Annotated in this window: 14 protein-coding genes and 1 tRNA gene; 10 read left to right on the top strand and 5 right to left on the bottom strand. The window is 58.0% G+C overall.

Annotation, left to right across the window (positions count from 1 at the left end; translation table 11 throughout):
* Nucleotides 1-169: 169 nt before the first annotated feature.
* From iolG to ACXAET_RS10370, 8 genes are all read left to right on the top strand, one after another.
* Nucleotides 170-1,183: an inositol 2-dehydrogenase gene (gene iolG / locus ACXAET_RS10405; protein WP_475184318.1), complete on the top strand. Its 1,014-nt coding sequence runs from the start codon at nt 170-172 to the stop codon at nt 1,181-1,183.
* Nucleotides 1,184-1,306: 123 nt separating this feature from the next.
* The gene (locus ACXAET_RS10400; protein ID WP_224891597.1) at nt 1,307-2,227 is read left to right on the top strand and encodes a sugar ABC transporter substrate-binding protein; all 921 of its coding nucleotides are present in this window, start codon (nt 1,307-1,309) and stop codon (nt 2,225-2,227) included.
* A gap of 66 nt (nt 2,228-2,293) precedes the next feature.
* Nucleotides 2,294-3,400, top strand: coding sequence for an ABC transporter permease (locus ACXAET_RS10395; protein ID WP_475184311.1), 1,107 nt, complete (start codon nt 2,294-2,296; stop codon nt 3,398-3,400).
* Between the two features lies 1 nt (nt 3,401).
* The gene (locus ACXAET_RS10390) at nt 3,402-4,220 is read left to right on the top strand and encodes an ATP-binding cassette domain-containing protein (protein ID WP_068338300.1); all 819 of its coding nucleotides are present in this window, start codon (nt 3,402-3,404) and stop codon (nt 4,218-4,220) included.
* An 89-nt stretch (nt 4,221-4,309) separates the two neighbouring features.
* The gene (iolD, locus tag ACXAET_RS10385; protein ID WP_475184309.1) at nt 4,310-6,142 is read left to right on the top strand and encodes a 3D-(3,5/4)-trihydroxycyclohexane-1,2-dione acylhydrolase (decyclizing); all 1,833 of its coding nucleotides are present in this window, start codon (nt 4,310-4,312) and stop codon (nt 6,140-6,142) included.
* Nucleotides 6,139-7,041, top strand: a complete 903-nt coding sequence (gene iolE / locus ACXAET_RS10380; protein WP_475184307.1) for a myo-inosose-2 dehydratase — start codon at nt 6,139-6,141, stop codon at nt 7,039-7,041. The genes iolD and iolE overlap by 4 nt, the downstream gene beginning before the upstream one ends.
* 212 nt (nt 7,042-7,253) lie before the next feature.
* Nucleotides 7,254-8,060, top strand: coding sequence for a 5-deoxy-glucuronate isomerase (gene iolB / locus ACXAET_RS10375; protein ID WP_475184305.1), 807 nt, complete (start codon nt 7,254-7,256; stop codon nt 8,058-8,060).
* Nucleotides 8,057-8,815 (top strand): SDR family NAD(P)-dependent oxidoreductase, encoded by a 759-nt coding sequence (locus ACXAET_RS10370; protein ID WP_475184304.1) that lies wholly within the window; start codon nt 8,057-8,059, stop codon nt 8,813-8,815. Before iolB ends, ACXAET_RS10370 begins: the two co-directional genes overlap by 4 nt.
* Before the next feature lie 259 nt (nt 8,816-9,074).
* Here ACXAET_RS10370 and ACXAET_RS10365 read toward each other — a convergent pair whose 3' ends face one another.
* From ACXAET_RS10365 to ACXAET_RS10355, 3 genes are read right to left on the bottom strand one after another with little or no spacing between them, the layout of a single operon-like run.
* Nucleotides 9,075-9,914 (bottom strand): class II fructose-bisphosphate aldolase, encoded by an 840-nt coding sequence (locus ACXAET_RS10365; RefSeq protein WP_475184303.1) that lies wholly within the window; start codon nt 9,912-9,914, stop codon nt 9,075-9,077.
* Entirely contained in the window at nt 9,911-10,747 is an 837-nt protein-coding gene (locus ACXAET_RS10360; protein WP_475184301.1) for a 5-deoxy-glucuronate isomerase, read from the bottom strand. Before ACXAET_RS10360 ends, ACXAET_RS10365 begins: the two co-directional genes overlap by 4 nt.
* Nucleotides 10,748-10,756: 9 nt before the next feature.
* Nucleotides 10,757-11,737, bottom strand: coding sequence for a PfkB family carbohydrate kinase (locus ACXAET_RS10355; protein WP_475184299.1), 981 nt, complete (start codon nt 11,735-11,737; stop codon nt 10,757-10,759).
* A gap of 111 nt (nt 11,738-11,848) precedes the next feature.
* Here ACXAET_RS10355 and ACXAET_RS10350 point away from each other — a divergent pair, with 111 nt between their 5' ends.
* Together ACXAET_RS10350 and ACXAET_RS10345 are read left to right on the top strand one after the other, a co-directional pair.
* Nucleotides 11,849-12,952 carry a Gfo/Idh/MocA family protein gene (locus ACXAET_RS10350; protein WP_475184296.1) on the top strand — a complete coding sequence of 368 codons (1,104 nt, stop codon included), beginning with the start codon at nt 11,849-11,851 and terminating at the stop codon, nt 12,950-12,952.
* 38 nt (nt 12,953-12,990) lie between these two features.
* Nucleotides 12,991-14,124 carry a Gfo/Idh/MocA family protein gene (locus ACXAET_RS10345; RefSeq protein ID WP_475184295.1) on the top strand — a complete coding sequence of 378 codons (1,134 nt, stop codon included), beginning with the start codon at nt 12,991-12,993 and terminating at the stop codon, nt 14,122-14,124.
* Here the strand turns inward: ACXAET_RS10345 and ACXAET_RS10340 are convergent, their stop codons facing one another.
* Nucleotides 14,125-15,123: a LacI family DNA-binding transcriptional regulator gene (locus ACXAET_RS10340; protein ID WP_475184293.1), complete on the bottom strand. Its 999-nt coding sequence runs from the start codon at nt 15,121-15,123 to the stop codon at nt 14,125-14,127. It lies immediately after the preceding gene.
* 140 nt (nt 15,124-15,263) lie between these two features.
* Nucleotides 15,264-15,339: transfer RNA gene (locus tag ACXAET_RS10335), tRNA-Val, on the bottom strand.
* Nucleotides 15,340-15,550 lie beyond the last annotated feature (211 nt).

Here is a 15,550-nt window from a genome sequence, read left to right as displayed (position 1 = left end):
GGGCATGGCGCGGGACAAATCACGTTTTGGCGGAATGGCTCCGCGATTCATCTCAGTTTAATCCGATTTATGGCTGCGTTTGGGCGGGCATACTGGTACGGCAAGAAAACCTTGCAACCGGTTGCAAAAATACTCATGGTGGCCTCACCCGAAGAATCAGGAGGATCGCATGCTCAGAATTGGACTGCTTGGCGCGGGACGGATCGGTCGGGTACACGCACAGACCATTTCGGCCCATCCTCAAAGCCGGCTCTCCGCAGTCTCAGATGCGATTTCGGATGCAGCTGAAAGCCTGGCTGCTGAACAGGAGAGCAAGGTAAGTACCTCTGACGACATCATTGCCGACCCGTCAATCGATGCCGTCCTGATTGCGACGCCGACAGCCACACATTCTGACCTGATCGAGGCCGCAACACGGGCCGGAAAGGCCGTTCTGTGTGAAAAGCCTATTGACCTGAATCTTGAGCGGGCGCTTGCATGTCAAGCGGCAGTGTCAAACACTGATCAGCCGGTGATGGTGGGATTTAACCGCCGTTTTGATCCCAGCTTTTCGACGCTGAAAGCCGCCGTGGATCAGGGTGAGATCGGCACGCCCGAGATGCTTTCGATCACCTCTTTCGATCCCGCGCCCCCTCCGGTCAGTTATATTGAGGTCTCCGGCGGGCTGTTCAGGGATATGACGATCCACGATTTTGACATGGCGAACTATCTTTTGGGTCGCTTGCCCGTGCAGATTTCCGCCGTTGGTTCGTCGCTTGTCGACCCCGAAATCGGGCGCGCTGGTGACGTGGACACTGCTGTTGTCACCATGACATACGCCGACGGTCAGATTGCGGTAATCAAGAACTCGCGTCGCGCGGTATATGGCTATGATCAGCGGATTGAGATGTTGGGATCGGGCGGCCTGCTTCAGGCGCAGAATATTCTGGAACACGCGGTTGTAAAATCCACCGCTAATGGCGTCACGGCAGCGAAGCCAACCTACTTTTTCCTAGAGCGCTATATGCCCGCCTATCGCGCAGAATGGGATGCTTTTGTGCAGGCCGTTCAGGCGGGTTCGGCGATGCCCGTGACGCTTGAGGATGGCGTCGCCGCCCTTGCCATGGCTGAGGCCGCGACCCGTTCTATGCAATCAGGTCGGCCGGTTGCACTGGAGGAGATATTGAAACCGGTTGCAAAATGATGGGATATCCGGAAACTGAGGCAAGCTCCGCCAGCTTCCGGAGCAGAGGAGATTCGGTTCGTCCGAATGATTGGGGCTGACGCCCCACAAAAAAGACAGACTGTTCTTATGGGAGGAAACCAAATGAATAAGTTCGTAAAAGGCGCACTGGCTGCCGGTGCTCTGGCTCTGGCCGCGCCGGCATACGCGCAGGAAATCGTGGTTGTGTCGCACGGTCAGGCAAATGACGCGTTTTGGAATGTCGTGAAGAACGGAGTCGAGCAGGCCGGCAAGGATGTCGGCGTAAACGTGGAGTATCGCGCGCCTGAAACCTTTGACATGGTGGCCATGTCGCAGCTGATCGACGCTGCCGTGAACCAGGAACCCGATGGGCTTATCGTTTCGATCCCGGATGCAGACGCGCTGGGGCCGTCAATTGAACGCGCGGTCGCGGCCGGAATTCCGGTGATCTCGATCAACTCGGGGTCTGACGTGTCCAAGGAGTTGGGTGCGTTGCTGCATGTTGGCCAGGACGAATTCGATGCTGGCAAGGCCGCTGGCGAGGCGCTGGCCGCGATGGGCGGCACAACAGCGATCTGCGTCAACCACGAAGTAGGCAACGTCGCGCTGGACTTGCGTTGCGAAGGCTTCGCTGAAGGGTTTGGCGGAGAGGTCGAGGTGCTTCCAACGTCAAACGACCCATCGGAAATCGAATCCAAGGTCTCTGCAGCTTTGGCTTCGAACGAGGCCGTGGACACCGTGATGGCGCTGGGCGCCAGTTCGGCGGGTGAGCCTGCTGTCGCGGCTGTCAAAGGATCGGGCCGCGAGGTGAACGTCGCTTCTTTTGACCTGTCAGCAAACTTCCTGCAGTCGATTGCGGACGGCGATGCGGCTTTTGCGATTGACCAGCAACAGTACCTGCAAGGCTACCTTGCGGTGAACTTCATGGGGCTGCACGCCAAGTACGGTCTTATGCCCGGCGGCAATGTGCCCTCGGGTCCCAACCTGGTCACTCAGGAAAAGGCTGCGCAGGTGATTGATCTGTCAGCGCAAGGCATCCGCTAAGCCTGTTGATCTGTGACAACGGAAACGGCGCGACTTGCGCCGTTTCAACCTAAGTGGGAGGAGAGCATGAGCCAATCAGCGCCCGTCGCAGCTGACGAAAGGGTCAAAAGCGAACCATTTCTGACCAAATTGATGAAACGCCCCGAACTCGGCGCGATGGCCGGTGTAATCCTGGTGGTCATCTTCTTCGCAATCACCGCCGATGCGTCCATGTTTACCCTGGCCGGTGTGATGAATTTCATGACGCCTGCCGCTCAGCTTGGTATTCTGGCCATTGGGGCCGCGTTGTTGATGATCGGCGGAGAATTCGACCTGTCGATTGGGTCGATGGTGGCATTCTCTGGCCTGTTTTTCGGTGTTTGCGTGGTCACTTGGCAATTGCCGCTGATGGCTGCCATTCCAATGACTTTTGTTTTTGCGGCCATGGTCGGCGCGGTCAACGGCAACATTGTGATCAGATCTGGTCTTCCATCATTTATTGTGACGCTGGCGTTTCTTTTTATCCTGCGCGGCCTGTCTCTGGTTGGTTTGAAAATGGCAACCGGTGGCTCAACCCAGTTGCGTGGAGTGCGCGATGCCACCGAAAATGACTGGCTGGCACCGTTCTTTGCGGGCGAAGCGTTTGGGGGTCTGTTCAGTTGGTTGGCGGCCAATGGCCTGATCGACACGTTCAAAAGCGGTGCGCCGAAAGTACCGGGAATTCCGGTCGAAATCCTGTGGTTTGTCGCGCTGGCTCTGGTTGCCACTTATGTTCTGCTGCGCACCCCTGCGGGCAACTGGATTTTTGCCTCGGGTGGCGACAGGATTGCTGCGTCAAACTCGGGCGTGCCGGTCAACCGCGTCAAGGTTTCGTTGTTCATGCTGACAGCTTGCTGCGCCGCATTGGTGGCCATCATCACCGTGATGGACGCGGGGTCAACCGACGCGCGCCGCGGCTTTCAGAAGGAATTCGAAGCGATCATCGCAGCCGTGATCGGTGGCTGCCTGCTGACCGGCGGCTATGGCTCGGCTATCGGGGCGTTCTTCGGTTCGATCATCTTTGGCATGGTGGTCATTGGGCTGACATATACCGACTTTGATCAGGACTGGTTCCAGGTGTTCCTGGGCGCGATGCTGCTGATCGCTGTTCTGTTCAACAACGCGATCCGTAAACGCGTCACCGGGGAGCGCTGATATGACCGAAGATACCAAGTTCCATCACGGCGATGCGACCGACGCGGCCCCCATCGTTGAAATGAAAAACATCGAAAAGCACTTTGGCAACATCATCGCACTGGCGGGTGTCAGCTTTGACGTCAAACCAGGCGAGTGCCACTGTCTGCTGGGCGACAATGGTGCGGGCAAATCGACCTTCATCAAGACCATGTCCGGGGTGCACAAACCCACCAAGGGCGAGATCTTTTTCGAAGGCAAACCGCTGCATTTCGATACGCCGCGCGATGCGATGGAGGCGGGTATTGCGACCGTGTTCCAGGATCTTGCCATGATCCCGCTGATGAGTGTGACGCGCAACTTCTTCATGGGGCGCGAGCCGACCAAGGGGAAGGGGCTGTTGAAACGCTTTGACGTGGACACCGCCAATGAGGTTTGCATGGAAGAGATGCGGAACATGGGCATCAACCTGCGGGGACCGGATCAGGCTGTCGGCACCTTATCAGGTGGCGAGCGTCAGACGGTCGCCATCGCCCGTGCGGTGTATTTCGGCGCTAAGATTCTGATCCTCGATGAACCGACCTCGGCCCTTGGGGTACGTCAGACCTCGAACGTTCTGGCAACCATCGACAAGGTGCGCAGTCAGGGCGTTGGTGTTGTTTTCATCAGCCACAACGTACGGCACGCCTTGGCGGTCGGGGATCGTTTCACCGTTTTGAACAGGGGCAAGACCTTGGGCACCGCGAAACGAGGCGAAATCACGCCCGAACAACTACAAGACCTCATGGCAGGTGGTCAGGAAATGGCCGAGTTGGAAGGGTCCTTGGGCGGAACGGTTTAAGGTCGTTCCTATCTTTTAGGGTCTAACGGTTCAAAAACGAATAAAGTCACAGGAATGGCCAGAACGGCCTTGTGTGGAAAGGGATCACAATGGGCAAGACCGTCCGACTGACCGCAGCGCAAGCTTTGGTGCGCTATCTGGGCGCGCAGATGAACGAAGCCGGAGAGCCGTTTATCGCAGGCGTCTGGGCCATTTTTGGTCATGGCAACGTGGCCGGGCTGGGTGAGGCGTTGCACGCCGTCAAAAACAGCCTGCCCACTTACCGCGGTCACAATGAACAGACCATGGCGCATTGCGCAATTGCCTATGCCAAGCAGATGCGACGCACCCGCGCAATGGCGGTAACATCGTCGATCGGACCGGGGGCGACCAATATGGTGACGGCGGCTGCGCTGGCACATGTGAACCGTCTGCCTGTCCTGCTTTTACCCGGTGATGTCTTCGCCTCACGCGGACCCGATCCAGTGTTGCAGCAGACCGAGGATTTCACCGATGGAACCGTCAGCGCAAACGACTGTTTCCGCCCGGTCAGCCGGTATTTTGACCGTATCTCGCGGCCCGAGCATTTGCTGACCGCGTTGCCGCGCGCTTTTCGCACGATGACCGACCCGGCCGATTGTGGCCCGGTGACGCTGGCCTTCTGTCAGGACGTACAGGCCGAAGCCTATGACTATCCCGAAAGCTTTTTTGAGCCGCGCGTCTGGTATCAGCGCCGTATACGTCCGGATGAGGCCGAGCTGGCCCGAGCGGTCGCCGCGATCAAGGCAGCCAAGCGCCCCGTGATCGTGGCAGGGGGCGGGGTGCACTACTCGGAGGCCACCGACGCGCTGCAAAGCTTTGCCGAAACGCACAACATTCCGATAACCGAGACACAGGCAGGTAAGTCGTCTTTGGCATGGGACCATCCGCTGAACCTTGGTCCCATTGGCGTGACCGGAGGAGAACCCGCCAACACCGTCAGCACCGAGGCTGATCTGGTATTGGCTGTGGGCACACGTTTGCAAGATTTTACGACCGGCTCATGGGGCCTGTTCTCGAACCCCGACCGCGAGATGATCTGCCTGAATACGTCCGCCTACGATGCCGAAAAACACGGTGCCATGCCGCTGCAATCCGACGCGCGTGTGGGGCTTGAAGAATTGAGTGCAGGTCTGAAGGGCTATCGCGCAGAGTCCGTTGCCGACACCCTGAAAGCCGATTGGTTCGGCAAGGTCGACAGACTGACCGACGCTCCCGGCGAGGGCAACGCGCTGCCAACCGACATGCAGGTCATCGGTGCGGTCCAACGGGCCTCGAACGACGATACGGTTGTGATGTGCGCGGCGGGTACGATGCCCGGTGAGCTTCACAAGCTATGGAAAGCGCCGCGGCCTGGGTCCTATCACATGGAATACGGCTTTAGCTGTATGGGGTACGAGATCGCGGGCGCGATGGGCATCAAGATGGCTCAGCCGGATCGTGACGTGATCTGCTTTACCGGTGACGGTACTTACATGATGGCAAATTCGGAACTGGCGACGGCGGTGATGATGGGCATCGCGTTCACCGTGGTCATTACCGACAATCGCGGGTTTGGGTGCATCAACCGATTGCAGATGGGCACAGGTGGTGCCGAGTTTAACAACCTGCTGGATCATACCGTGCACGAAACTGCGTCAAATATCGACTTTGCCGCCCATGCGGCGGCGATGGGTGCAACCTCGGTCAAGGTCGGCTCGATTTCCGAGCTTGAAGACGCGCTGGCCAAACGGGGCGATATCAAAGGGCCATATGTGGTGGTCATCGATACTGACCCGTACCCGTCCACCGAATTTGGCGGTACGTGGTGGGAAGTGGCTGTGCCCGAGGTCAGCACCCGCCCAGAAGTGAACGAAAAACGTGCGGCTTACGAGGTCGCGCTCAAGGAAAGAAACACGAAATGAGCGTGAAAATCGGGATCTCTCCGATCGCGTGGCAGAATGATGACCTGCCGGATCTTACGGCGGCCTTTACTATGGAGCAGGCCCTGAAAGAAGCGCGCGAGATCGGCTATACCGGTGTTGAGCGCGGCCAGCGGATGCCCAGCGACACTGAGGGGTTGCGCGCCTATCTTGAGGGCAACGATATTGCTTTGTGCGGCGGCTGGTGTTCCGGTGCATCGCTGGTCAATGATTTCGCGACCGAACGCGAAGCTGTGCGCGGGCAGGTCGAACAATTCGTGGCCCTGAACAGCCCGTGCATTGTTTATGCCGAATGCTCGAACACGGTTCAGGGGCAGATTGAGACTCCGGTCAATGACAGGCCGAAACTGTCAAAAGACGACGTGTTGGCTTATGCCGCCAAGATCACCGAGCTGGCGAAATGGATGGCCGATCAGGGCATGCCGATGGCCTATCATCATCATATGGGCACCATCATCGAAAGCGAAGATGACGTGAACTGGCTGATGGAGGGTTCGGGACCAGAGGTGAAGCTGTGCTTTGACACCGGCCACCTGCTGTTCGGCGGCGGTAATGTAAAGGCAACTCTGAATCGTTGGGGTGATCGTGTACATCACGTCCATTTCAAGGATATCCGCCCGGCCATTGTGCAGGACACCCGTGAGAACAAGCGCAGCTTCCTTGATGCAGTTATCTCAGGTGCTTTTACCGTGCCCAGTGACGGTTGCATCGATTTTCAGGCAGTTGCGAATGCTCTGAAAGCGATGGACTATAACGGCTGGATCGTGGTCGAAGCCGAACAGGATCCGGCCAAGGCACCGCCCTACGACTACTCCAAAATGGGCTACGACCACATCGTCAAAGTCTGCGGAACGGCCGGGTTGCAGATAGCAGCGGGATAAGACCGTCCGGTCAGCGCAGTGCGGCAACAACACGAGAAGGCGATGTCATGGTGAACCACAGGCTTGGATATGTCGGCGGTCTAAACCGGGCGGCCTGTGATCGAAAGGAACTCAAGCGCTTGACCGGTCAGAAACTTTCGACCTCGCGCTCAAAGCAAATGTTCTGAAGCAAGAACCGGGCAGGTGATATGACCGCCCCCACGGAGGTAGACATGGCAGATCTGCTCAGGAAACCAACCGGTCGTCGCGGCAAGGTGCACGACATCACTCCGGCAAATGCAGGGTGGCGCTATGTCGGGTTCGGCCTGTATCACCTGCGTGCCGGTGACACAGCCGCCGAAGCCACCGAAGACCGCGAGGTTATCTTGGTCATGGTCGAGGGTAAGGCCCAGATCACTGGCGCTGGGCAGGATTGGGGCATTCTGGGTGACCGGATGAACGTTTTTGAAAAGACAGCACCCCATTGCCTTTACCTGCCAAACGGAACCGAGTGGCGTGCAGTTGCCGAAACCGATTGCGTCATTGCCGTCTGTTCGGCCCCCGGCACAGGTGGGCACACGGCACGTCGCATCGGCCCCGAGGGGATCACGCTGACCGAACGCGGCAAGGGCGTGAACACACGCTATATCAACAACATCGCGATGGAGGCGGAAGACTATGCCGACAGCTTGCTGGTAACCGAAGTATTCACGCCAAACGGGCATTGGTCGTCCTACCCCAGTCACCGTCACGACGAAGATGATTTCCCCAGAATTACCTATCTGGAAGAGACGTATTATCACCGGCTCAACCCGTCTAATGGGTTCGGCATTCAGCGGGTCTATACCGATGATGGACACATGGACGAAACGATGGCCGTGTCCGATGGCGACGTTGTTACCGTTCCGAAAGGCCATCACCCTTGCGGCGCACCCTACGGGTTTGAGATGTACTACCTGAACGTCATGGCCGGACCTTTGCGGAAATGGCGCTTTGTTGCGGCCCCAGAGGTCGAATGGATCATGGAGCGTGATGGATGAGCCAAAACTTTGCGACTTACCCCAGCCTGAAGGGAAAAACCGTTTTCATTACCGGAGGGGCCGGCGGTATAGGAGCAAAGACCGTGCGTGCCTTTGCCGCGCAGGGGGCGAAGGTCGGGTTTGTGGACATCAACGCCACTGCCGGACAAACGTTGCTGGCTGATCTTCATGGCGATCACGCGTTCGCCCAATGCGACCTGCGCGACATAGATGCACTGCGGTCGGCATTGGACCAACTGACCAAGGAACTGGGTTCAGCGCATGTTCTGGTCAACAACGCCGCCCATGATGATAGGCACGATTGGCGCACGGTAACGCCGGAGTATTGGGATGAACGGATGGCAACCAATATCCGCCACATGTTCTTTGCCATCCAGCATACCGCTCCAGCGATGATCGAACGCGGGGGCGGGTCCATCGTCAATCTGGGATCAAACTCGTGGTGGGAGGCGGGCGCCGGGTTCCCGGCCTACGCCACTGCAAAATCCGCAGTTCACGGACTTACCCGCACCATGGCGCGTGAGCTGGGCGATCACCGTATCCGTGTGAATACCGTTGTTCCCGGTTGGATCATGACGAAACGTCAGAAAGACCTGTGGGTCACACCCGAGGCTTTGGCCAAACAGATCGATCGTCAGTGTCTGCCTGATCCGATTGATCCGGTCTATGTGGCGCGCATGGTCGTGTTTCTGGCCTCTGACGATGCCGCGATGTGCAGCGCTGGCAATTTCATGGTCGAGGGTGGCTCGATCTAGAAATCATCGACTTGGGGTCGGTGTGTTTTGACGGCTCCGGCCGTGGAACGCCTGTCACTGGCAGCATGAGACTGAAAGCACGGGGCAGGCCGAACCACGTTTTCAATTTTGGCCGACGAGGGGCGCATTTTCACGCCAGAGGCTCCAAACTGCATGATTGCGCTCAATTGCGCTGTTTAACTGGTCGGAAAGGTGCAGATTGGTGATGCTGCGGAAGCCGGGCTTGCAGTCTTCGGGGACGCAATCTAGCTTTGGCTGTTCATTTTTGCGGTGGTGCCCCGAGTGCCCGGATCACGGTGCGGGCCGCGGCCTCGACCGGGTCATGGGTCTCCTTCAGGATTAAGACGCGGTCAAACCTGTCCGGATCGCGGTTGACGGCCTCACGCATGGCATTGCCGAACGCCATACGCAGCTCGGTCCCAATATTGAACTTGCAGATCGAGGTTTCGCGGGCGAGGCGCTTGCGCTGCTCGACCGGAACGCCGGACCCGCCATGGATAACCAGTGGCACATCGGTCATCGCGTCGATCTGACGGATGCGATCTTCATCCAGACCGCCTTCCTTGTTCTGCTGCAAATGGACGTTGCCGACTGAAATCGCCATCGCATCCACGCCGGTTTCTTTTGCGAATTGAGCGGCTTCGACGGGATCGGTGCCATTCGAGCCTTCGCCCCCGGAATAGCCGACAAAACCGATTTCCCCTTCGCACGAAATCCCAGCGGCGTGCGCCATTTCGGCAATCGCAGCGGTCTCATCAATGTTCTGCTGCAAAGGCTTGCGAGATCCGTCAAACATGAGGGATGTGAACCCGCTGTCCAGCGCGATCTTGCACTCTTCGAACGTATAGCCGTGATCCAGATGGGCGACGACCGGGACCGAGGCAATTTCGGCCAGATGACGGAACATTTTGCCCAAAACAGGCAGAGGCGTGTGTTCGCGGCAGCTGGGGCCAGCTTGCAGTATGACGGGTGCGTTTTCAGCCTCGGCAGCGGCAACATAGGCGCGCATGTCTTCCCACCCAAGGGTAACCAGCCCACCCACAGCATAGCCTTGCTGATAGGCGGGGGCCAGGACGTCTTTTAGTGTGACAAGGGTCATTTGAACTTTGCAATCATGTCTTTGATGCCGGGGATTGTTTCGATCTGATAGGCATGAGTCGGCTGGAAATATTGCACCAATGAGCGCTGGCTGAGGCCGCCGAGAATGGTGAAGTAGTACATCTCATAGCCCGGTAGCACGCAGCAAGGGTGATAGCCTTTGTCGATGCAGATCGTTGACCCATCGACGATATGGTAGGCATCCCCCGGCAGGTTATCTTCACGCTGCAACATTTGCAGACCCGAGCCCCAGTTGGGTTTGAAGCGGAAGTTGTAGGTTTCGTCGTGGCGCGTTTCGTCCGGCAGACGGTCTTCGTCGTGCTTGTGGCTGGGGAAGCCGGACCAGCCGCCCTGGCCAACAGTGAATAGCTCACTGACCAGCAAACGGCCGACCTTGTCATGCTGCTTTTGGCCGAGGATGTGTTTGATTTTGCGATGGGTCTTGGTGTCATCGCTGCCATATTGCACAAGATCGTGTTTGCGCACATCGAACGGATCGAGCACTTTGTCGTATTTGGCGCCAGCCACGAAAACCTCGGCCGAATCCGAGACACAGACCATCTGTACTGTTGCACCAACAGGGGCGTAGACGCCTTCTGGCTCACCGTCCCAGACATCCTCACCGCGATTGCCCAGCTTGGTGAATTGCACGCCCTCGACGTCCACATCGACGCTGCCGGTGGCGGGCACGATGCAGGTTTCATACCCTGCTACCCTATATTCAAACGCCTCACCTTTTTTCATTTTGACGATGTTGAAATAGTTCAGCGGCACCGTCGGGTCGTCGGCATCGACGATGGGTTGGTTTTGATTGTCATAGGGCGCGATATGCATGGGAAACTCCTATGTAGTCGGGCCAGGGTGGTCGGTGAGGAATGCGTCCAACTCGTGCACCGTTGGCATAGCAGGGGCGCATCCGGGTTGTGAGACCACGATAGAAGCGCAGGCCGACCCGCGCATCACCGCCTCTTTCAACGAATGCCCATTCGCGATCGAGGCAAGCAGGCCCGCCATAAAACTGTCGCCGGCGCCATTGGGTTTAACAGCGGTGACGGGGTAGATGCCGGTCCGGATTTCCTGACCGTCCAGCAACGTGATCGCACCTTTTTCGCCCATTTTGTAAATGACAACGCGGCCCGGTTTTTCAGCCAGTTCTTTGGCTTTGGTGAACCCCTTCTCGAGCCCGCCAGCCATAAAACCAAACTCTTCGTCATTACCGACGATCAAGTCGCTGGCTTCCCCGGCGCGCGACATGACATCTGCGGCCACTTGGGGCGAGGGCCAGCTGTAGGGGCGGTAATCGATATCGAAGATGATCGGCAGACCCACCGCACGGGCATTGTCAAATGCGCGGAACGTGGCGCTTCGCGACGGTTCGGCGGCAAAAACCGTGCCGGCCGAGATCACAGCCGAGAATGCCCCGTAATCGACCCTGTCCATGTCTTCCTCAGTGACCTGAAAATCGACGGCGCCGTTGCGATAGATGACGTTCTGAAAGTTCTCGATCCGGCTTTCGTAAACTGCCAGCGACATGCGGTACACCCCGTCCAAAACGCGGATGTAGGAGGTGTCGACGCCATAGTGATGCAGGCGGTTCAGGCAAAACCGCCCAATGGCGTCATCCGATATCGAGGTGATCAACGACGCGTATCCGCCGAGTTTGACCAGACCTGCGCAGATATTCGCGGATGACCCGCCCAGGTCGGCGTGAAACGTATCGGCATCCTCGCTTTTTACACCGATGGGGTCGGCATACAGGTCCATGCCTGCACGGCCCAGCACGGCGAAGCGGTTTCCTTTGATGCCGTCAAGCAGGGCGCTCAAGTGTTGTCCTCCGGCAAAGTGGGGTCGGCAAAGTTGGACCTTGCGTTGAATCGATTCACACGATACTGATTTTGCAACCGGTTGCAAATATTATGTGCGGAGCCGCGGCAGATGCCTGAAATCGGAATTGGAATCGTCGGTGGCGGCTATATGGGCAAGGCCCATGCGGTCGCGATGTCAGCGGTTGGCGCGGTGTTCAACACGGCGCTGCGCCCGCGACTTGAGATGATCTGCGCCTCAACTCCTGAAAGTGCCGAACGGTATCGGGCGGCCTACGGGTTTCGCCGTGCGACCGAAGACTGGAAAGCTTTGGTGGGCGATCCTGCGATCGACGCGGTCGTCATCGCCTCACCTCAGGAAACGCATCGTCAGATCGCCGAAGCGGCTATGTCCCTGGGCAGACCGGTGCTTTGCGAAAAGCCTTTGGGTGCATCGCTGGAGGACGGTAGGGCGATGGTCGCCGCAGCAGAGGCGGCAGGTGTCACGAACATGGTTGGATTCAACTATGTCCGCACACCTGCCACGCAATACGCGCGGAAGCTTATCGCCGAAGGCGAGCTGGGTGACATTACGTGGTTTCGAGGCGAGCATACAGAAGACTTCTATGCTGATCCTGACGCCCCGGCCACATGGCGAACCACCGGTATGGCAAACGGCACGATCGGTGATCTCGCCCCTCATATTGTCAATGGAACATTGGCCCTGATGGGTCCGATTACTGCGGTTATGGCCGAGGTCGAAACTGTCCATGACACCCGCCCCGGCGGCAAGGTGACCAATGATGATCACGCACAGATCATGTGTCGATTCGAAAATGGTGCGATGGGAAATATTTACGTCAGCCGCATCTCGACCGGACGCAAGATGGGATACGCCTATGAGGTTTCGGGCACCAAGGGAGCGCTGCGTTTCGATCAGGAAGACCAGAACGCGCTGTGGTTTTATCGCCGCGAAGGTCCCGACGCACAACGCGGGTTTACCAAGATCCTGACCGGTCCGGCCCACCCCGACTATGAACCCTTTTGCCAAGGTCCGGGGCACGGTACGGGCTATCAGGACCAGATCATTATCGAGGCCAAGGATTTCCTTGAGGCCATCGATACCGGCCAACCGATCTGGCCCACCTTCCGCGACGGGCATGAAGTTAACCGGGTGCTGGCCGCGGCGCTGGCCTCGTCCAAGCGGCGGCAGTGGCAAGACATCCGCGACTTCTGATCGCGGACGCCCTTCAACTCCAAAGAGAGAAAAGAACAATGGCAAAGCTGAGATGGGGAATGATTGGCGGCGGTGAAGGCAGTCAGATCGGGCCCGCCCACCGCCTGGGGGCGCTGGCCGACGGTTTGTTCGAATTCGCCGCAGGGGCGTTGGATCATCGCCCAGATGTGGGCCGCGACTATGCGCAACGCCTGGGCATCGCCGCTGATCGTGCCTATGGCGATTGGCGGGACATGCTGGCCGGGGAAAAAGACCGCGATGATCGGATTGATCTGGTAACAATCGCCACTCCGAATTCCACGCATTTCGAGATTGCCAAAGCATTCCTGGAGGCCGGATTCAACGTGCTGTGCGAAAAACCGATGACCATGATGGTGGAAGAGGGCCAAGAGATTGTCCGCGTTGCAGAAAGCTCGGGTAAGATCTGCGCGGTGAACTATTGCTATTCTGCGTATCCGATGGTTCGTCAGGCGCGCGCGATGGTTCGGGCCGGGGATATCGGCAAGGTGCGTCTTGTCGTGACGAATTTCAGCCACGGCCATCACGGCGATGCAACAGACGCCGACAATCCGCGTGTTCGCTGGCGCTATGACCCGGCGATGGCGGGTGTGTCGGGCCAGTTCGCGGATTGCGGTATCCATGCGTTGCACATGGCCAGTTTCATCTGCGACGACGAGGTGAAATCACTGTCCGCCGATATGGCCTCGACCATTTCCAGCCGTGAGTTGGAGGACGACGCCATGATCAATTTCAGGATGGAGGGCGGCACGGTGGGTCGTCTTTGGACGTCCTCAGTTGCGATCGGCCGACAGCACGGTTTCGACATTCAGGTCTTTGGTGAAACCGGAGGCCTGCGCTGGGCTTCGGAACAACCCAACCAGTTGATCTATACCCCCGTGGGCGGGCGTACCCAGATCATCGAAAAAGGCGAAGCCGGGCTGCACGCGGACACTCAGCGCTTGTCGCGCGTTGCCATAGCCCATCCCGAAGGTTTTCCTTTGGCTGTGGCCAATATCTATTGCGACCTGGCAGATGCAATTCGGGGCGAACAGCGTGACGGATTGCCTAGCGCAGCAGATGGTCTTCGCTCCATCGCCGCTGTGCACGCGGCTGTTGCATCAGGCAAGGAAGACGGTGCCTGGAAAGACGCGCGTCCACCGATGTTCCGTTAGTCAGGGGCGGGGTCGCAGCGTGCCGCGCTCGATCACACGGCAGGGGAAAATCCGCGCCTCGGGATAGCGTTCGGGGTCTTTCAGCATCTCTTCGACCAGATCGACAGACGCGGTGATGATCTGTTTGATCGGTTGATGAATAGTCGTCAGATCGATGTTTTCCCAGCGCGACATTTCCATGTCGTTCAGGCCAATGATGCCGATATCCTTGCCCGGCTCAAGCCCGTGGTCACGCAGGGCCGACAACGCACCAACAGACAGAATATCGTCACCGCAGAAATAGCCATCCGCAGGTGTGTCAGCCAGCAGGCGCAGCATTTCGGCGCGTCCAGCCTCGAACGAATACGCCCCCGCGTAAGAATGCGAAACCTTCAGGTCAGGGTGTCTTTCAACCTCTTCCATGAAGCCGCGATACCGGTCCATGGCGGATGTCGCGTTCTGCGGACCACCTACGTACCCCACGTGTCGATATCCACGCGCCAGCAATTCCCGCGCCGCCATTCGCCCGCATTCCACGTTGTCGATTCCAACCACATGAACTTCGGGCGAGGTGGCCGAGCGCCCAAATGTATGTACCACCGGAACGCCGGCATCGTGGAACGCCTTGGCAAAGCTTGGCGGCAAGGTCGATGAGGCAACGATGGCGGCGTCTACAGAATACTGCCGCAGCATGCGTACCGAATTTGCGGGCTCCGTCTCGTCCGTCAGGTTCACGATCAATGGGCGTAGCCCGCGGTCCTGCAAGGCGCGGGTGAATTGGTCGAACACCTCAAGAAAGATTGGATTGTGAAAGTTGTTCGAGATCAGCCCGATCAACTTGGTCCGCCCGGTGGTGAGCGATGACGCCAGCGCATTGGGGCTATAGCCCAGCTCTTTGGCTGCCTTTTCTACTTTGCTACGGGTTTTCGCCGAAACTGATGCACCCTCGGTAAAGGTGCGCGACACGGCCGAGCGCGAAACGCCAGCCAGCGCTGCGACGTCTTTCAACGTAACGCTCATAACAGAAACCGTGAGGTTGGTGAAAAACTGATACGCAAAGTCATGGGCAAGACTCTATGCACCTTTGCACAACACTTGCAATCGGTTGCAAGCGTATCCACGGAAGTTGGCGAAATACGTTGTATCTTTGCGGGAAAGGGTGGTGGGTGATGAGAGACTCGAACTCCCGACATCTTCGGTGTAAACGAAGCGCTCTACCAACTGAGCTAATCACCCGTGCCGCTGCATTTAGCCAAGCCTGCGCGCGGGTGCAAGAGGGTCTGGCATATTTTCTTTGCTTCAATACCGGATCTGTCCTTTTTGAGGGGCTTGGGTTCAATCAATAGCGTTCATTCCTCGCGACCTTCGACCAAAACGCTTGGGAAAGGCGCTTGCTTGCCCCCCGCTGCCTCAGATATCTCCGTGGGAAATTCAACCGTCCAAACGG

The sequence above is a fragment of the Ruegeria sp. AWH4_226 genome, from assembly GCF_056159225.1.
This window is presented reverse-complemented; position numbering and strand designations above follow the sequence as displayed.

Coding starts and splice junctions, on each gene's coding strand:
- iolG (WP_475184318.1), top strand. CDS start 170: ATGCTCAGAATTGGACTGCTTGGCGCGGGACGGATCGGTCGGGTACAC.
- ACXAET_RS10400 (WP_224891597.1), top strand. CDS start 1,307: ATGAATAAGTTCGTAAAAGGCGCACTGGCTGCCGGTGCTCTGGCTCTG.
- ACXAET_RS10395 (WP_475184311.1), top strand. CDS start 2,294: ATGAGCCAATCAGCGCCCGTCGCAGCTGACGAAAGGGTCAAAAGCGAA.
- ACXAET_RS10390 (WP_068338300.1), top strand. CDS start 3,402: ATGACCGAAGATACCAAGTTCCATCACGGCGATGCGACCGACGCGGCC.
- iolD (WP_475184309.1), top strand. CDS start 4,310: ATGGGCAAGACCGTCCGACTGACCGCAGCGCAAGCTTTGGTGCGCTAT.
- iolE (WP_475184307.1), top strand. CDS start 6,139: ATGAGCGTGAAAATCGGGATCTCTCCGATCGCGTGGCAGAATGATGAC.
- iolB (WP_475184305.1), top strand. CDS start 7,254: ATGGCAGATCTGCTCAGGAAACCAACCGGTCGTCGCGGCAAGGTGCAC.
- ACXAET_RS10370 (WP_475184304.1), top strand. CDS start 8,057: ATGAGCCAAAACTTTGCGACTTACCCCAGCCTGAAGGGAAAAACCGTT.
- ACXAET_RS10365 (WP_475184303.1), bottom strand. CDS start 9,914: ATGACCCTTGTCACACTAAAAGACGTCCTGGCCCCCGCCTATCAGCAA.
- ACXAET_RS10360 (WP_475184301.1), bottom strand. CDS start 10,747: ATGCATATCGCGCCCTATGACAATCAAAACCAACCCATCGTCGATGCC.
- ACXAET_RS10350 (WP_475184296.1), top strand. CDS start 11,849: ATGCCTGAAATCGGAATTGGAATCGTCGGTGGCGGCTATATGGGCAAG.
- ACXAET_RS10345 (WP_475184295.1), top strand. CDS start 12,991: ATGGCAAAGCTGAGATGGGGAATGATTGGCGGCGGTGAAGGCAGTCAG.
- ACXAET_RS10340 (WP_475184293.1), bottom strand. CDS start 15,123: ATGAGCGTTACGTTGAAAGACGTCGCAGCGCTGGCTGGCGTTTCGCGC.